Source organism: Sphingobium sp. LSP13-1-1.1, assembly GCF_040676415.1.
Classification (GTDB): Bacteria; Pseudomonadota; Alphaproteobacteria; order Sphingomonadales; family Sphingomonadaceae; genus Sphingobium.
On record NZ_JBEGHU010000024.1, the window covers coordinates 13,433 to 14,938 of the forward strand.

Below are 1,506 nucleotides of genomic sequence, written 5' to 3' on the forward strand. Positions count from 1 at the left end.
CGCATTGCTCTTTGTCGGGCCAGTGTATGGCTCCGCGAGTGTGATTTGCGTCTGGCTATCTACAGAGGCGATGAAATAGACCACCTTGTCGATGAAGATGGCCCAGCTGTTGTCGATGAAGTCCACAAACTCGGTTTCATCGCCAGTTACAATGGCGCTGCCCTGAGTTACGGATAGATTGTTTATGGAGTAGAAAGCCACGTTTGCGCCTCACAATATCTTTTGGATATTTAGTGAGGCAGTGACGTTGTTAGGGCAGTGGGAAGGGTGGCTCGGGCCAAACTATGTCCTCGAACTTCGTTTCAGGCTGAGTGTCTGTGATGTCCCTCAACTCCATCCTGTAAGCCTTCCACTCTTCAACCTCTGCTGCTGTGAATGGAGCGTCAGGCATTAGAATGAAGTCACAGCGAGCAAGCAGAGATGTTCTGCGCTGCCTGATCTTGTCTAGTTCCTCTTCCATCGAAGCAACGTGCAGAACAATTGACTTACCATCTGCACTGATCTTGCCTCGCAAGCCGGTCTGATCGACCTCAACAATGACTTCGCCAGCCCTCTTGTTCAATTGCGCGGACGCTTCGCCTTCGATTGTGCGGAACTCCTTGTTTGGCTTTCCAACTGCATAAAATGTCATCGCTTCACCACTTGTATAATCATGCTCAAGAAAGATAGTCTCACGTTAGAACTCTCACCGCGCCATGTGATATGAACGGTATGCTGACCGGGGCCGACGCGCCTTCTAGCTTTACCGTTGGGAGCGTCTTCTGTTTTCTGACCACCGAAGATCGGGCGCATCAAACTGCCATCGCAATACATGCCAAACTCCCAAAGCCTATCACCGCTCGGGAAGCCCTGCGCGCCTGACATATCAACATATACCTCCGCGTCCACCTCGACGCTGAATGTGTGAGAGAGGACGTTAACGTGCTGGTTGGTTCCTGTGATTAGCGTTGTGCGTTCAGTGTAATACGGATCAGTGACCGCATTTATTGCCATGTTGTTTGTGCCAACTGCGAGGTAGGCGATATTCGCTTGTTGGATGTTCGCTGTGCCGATCATTGCGCTTGGGATACGCAACTCGCCATTCACAATCTCAGTGATAGGATAGTTGATGCCGTTCGCGGTGTTACGGAACGCGATAGAGCCGCCTTGGAAAACAATCTGAGATAGGCCGCCACTATTAGAGATCAACTTCCAGCCGGTAATCACATTACCGGCCTGCACAACAAGGGTTGCCTGCGCTTCGATGTTTCCTAGTCGTCCACTCTGAGTGGACATCGTTTGCTGAACAAGGGCAAGAGTGTTAGCGGTTCCGTCAATGCTCGACTGTAGAGTGTTCATGCGGTTTGTAGCCGCATTGTCTCGCGTCAGGCTTGCAGTTGCTTCATTGGTGATCCTCGCATGAGCATCTTCTGCACGGGTTCCAATTTGGCTGATCTGAGACGCAAGTAGATTATCTTTGTCAGTAAGCGTCTGGATTTTGCTGTTGTAGAACGCCTTGATATTCGT

At 50.7% G+C, this 1,506-nt stretch carries 3 protein-coding genes; all 3 read right to left on the minus strand.

Annotated features, from left to right (window positions below; all coding sequences use genetic code 11):
* Positions 1-201 (minus strand): hypothetical protein (locus MRBLSP13_RS14875; protein WP_363755319.1); only part of this gene is annotated, 201 nt, incomplete at its 3' end.
* Positions 202-250: 49 nt separating this feature from the next.
* Positions 251-631: a phage tail assembly chaperone gene (locus tag MRBLSP13_RS14880; protein ID WP_363755321.1), complete on the minus strand. Its 381-nt coding sequence runs from the start codon at positions 629-631 to the stop codon at positions 251-253.
* Positions 628-1,506, minus strand: an 879-nt coding sequence (locus MRBLSP13_RS14885) for a phage tail tip fiber protein (protein ID WP_363755323.1), incomplete at its 5' end; no start/stop codon positions are given. The genes MRBLSP13_RS14885 and MRBLSP13_RS14880, both read right to left, overlap by 4 nt.

Bases quoted from the DNA above. Each gene is read 5' to 3' on its own strand.
- MRBLSP13_RS14880 (WP_363755321.1), bottom strand. From the start codon at position 631: ATGACATTTTATGCAGTTGGAAAGCCAAACAAGGAGTTCCGCACAATC.